The organism is Streptomyces durocortorensis, assembly GCF_016901035.1.
GTDB lineage: Bacteria > Actinomycetota > Actinomycetes > Streptomycetales > Streptomycetaceae > Streptomyces > Streptomyces durocortorensis.
This window is the reverse complement of the sequence record NZ_JAFEUF010000471.1, coordinates 1-1,721: the sequence shown is the minus strand read 5'-3', so window position 1 is coordinate 1,721 and position 1,721 is coordinate 1. Positions and strand designations below refer to the sequence as shown.

Sequence of the window (1,721 nt, the reverse complement as noted above, 5' to 3'; positions counted from 1 at the left end):
CGCCTGTCCCGCCCCCGCCGTCGTCCCCGCCACCGCGCTCACCGTGAACCCCCTCGCGTACCGTCACCACCATCAAAGGACGCAGATCAGCGGCCTCTGCCTGTTCCCCGACCGTACGTCCTTCCGCCAGCACCCAGGCGTGCGGGGAGAACGGCGGGGTCGCCCACACCCCCGCGCACCAGTCGGGCCAGACGCCGGACATCCGGCAGGCCAGGGCGACGGCCACCGAGCGGGGCAGGCAGCCGTAACGGCTCGCGCAGCGGCGGCTGGTGGCGACGACCGCCTCCAGTACCTCCAGCGTCTGAGCGTGCGAGGCCGGGCGCGCGCCCCGGGCACACCCGGCCAGCACCCGGCGCAGCCGTCCGGGCTTGAGCCGGGCCAGGACGAACGCCGCGGCGACGGCCGTGCGCAGCCGCATCCCGCCCGCTCCCGCACCCCGGCGGGGCATCGTCATCTCGGTGGTCATGGGCGCAGGATCTTCGCCTCGACGAGCTGGCGGGTCAGCTCCGCGACGTCCGACTCGGCCTCGGACCGCTCGACGTCGAACTCGGCGACGATCCGCTCCACGGCGGCCTCGGGGGCACGGCCGGCCGCGAGGGTCTCGACGACGATGACGCTCGTGTCGTTCAACTGCCAGTAGCTGCCGTCCTTCTCGTCGAGGAGGACGCCGCCGTACTCGGTGGTCGTGACGGCGATGCCTTTTCTGAGCTTCACAGGATTGCCTCGCTGGTCGTGGAGGTGCGGTGGGGTGTCGCCGGCCAGGCGTTCTCGGCCGTACGGAGCCAGGTCTCCCCGGCCACGGTGGAGCTGATGGAGTGCTCGACCAGGACCGGTGAGAAGGGTTCGGCGGCGAGCCGGAGCAGGCGGCGGGCGTCGACCAGGCCGTGCTCGGCCAGCCGGGAGCCGGTCCACAACTCGGCCAGCTCCGGGGCGTGTTCGCGCAGGCCCTGGTGTTCGTCGGAGGCCATGTGGTCCTTCGTCGTCCGGGCCAGCAGCTCGTCCGGCACCACCCCGCGCATCGCCTCGACGAGCAGCGGCTTGTAGCGCCAGGGGCTGATGCGCTCCGGGAGGCGGACGGCGAGGGCCGCCTCCAGGACCCGGTCGTCGTAGAGGGGCGCGGCGACCGGCAGCCCGATCGTCATGCCGATGTCCTCCATCGCCTGGAAGTGCCGCGCCCCCATCCGTACGCCGTCGATGTCGACGTGCCGCCCCCGCCGCGGGTCGATCGGCTCGGCGTGCTCGGCGGCGGCCCGGAACTCCTCGGCGATGAGGGTCTTCGCGTGGTCGGTGAGCCAGGGGTGCAGCGACTGCCGTACGCCCCAGGAGAGCAGCGGGGTCCGGGCGACGGGCTGGGGTGCGGCGGTGACCGCCCCGGCGAGCCAGCGGGGGAACGTCGAGCGGTCCAGCAGGGCCTTCAGCGTCGGCAGGAGCGGCCAGCCGAGCTGGTGGCGCAGGCCGCCGAGGTGGTTCCAGGCGGTGAGCGGGTTGCCGCGGAAGAGGTCCTGGTAGGCGTGGGGCAGGCCGAGGAAGATCTCGTCGCCGCCGTAGCCGGTGAGGTGGTAGCGGGAACCGGTGGCACGGGCGCGGCCGAGGAGCAGTTCCGCGCGGGCCCGGCCGGGGGCGACGGGGAGCGGTTCGTCGTTCAACTCGGCGGCGGTGGAGGCGAGGTCGGCATAGAAGTAGGGGGCGTCGGAGGCGGGGACGATGTGGTGGTCCAGGGC

3 protein-coding genes are annotated in these 1,721 nt (G+C 73.7%); all 3 read right to left on the bottom strand.

What is annotated here, in order from left to right:
• A partial coding sequence (locus JS521_RS35515; protein ID WP_205086970.1) for a lasso peptide biosynthesis B2 protein occupies positions 1-466 on the bottom strand: 466 nt, incomplete at its 3' end.
• Positions 463-714 (bottom strand): lasso peptide biosynthesis PqqD family chaperone, encoded by a 252-nt coding sequence (locus tag JS521_RS35510; protein WP_205086969.1) that lies wholly within the window; start codon positions 712-714, stop codon positions 463-465. The genes JS521_RS35510 and JS521_RS35515, both read right to left, overlap by 4 nt.
• The coding region (locus tag JS521_RS35505; protein ID WP_239488286.1) for an asparagine synthase-related protein at positions 711-1,721 on the bottom strand (1,011 nt) is incomplete at its 5' end. The genes JS521_RS35505 and JS521_RS35510, both read right to left, overlap by 4 nt.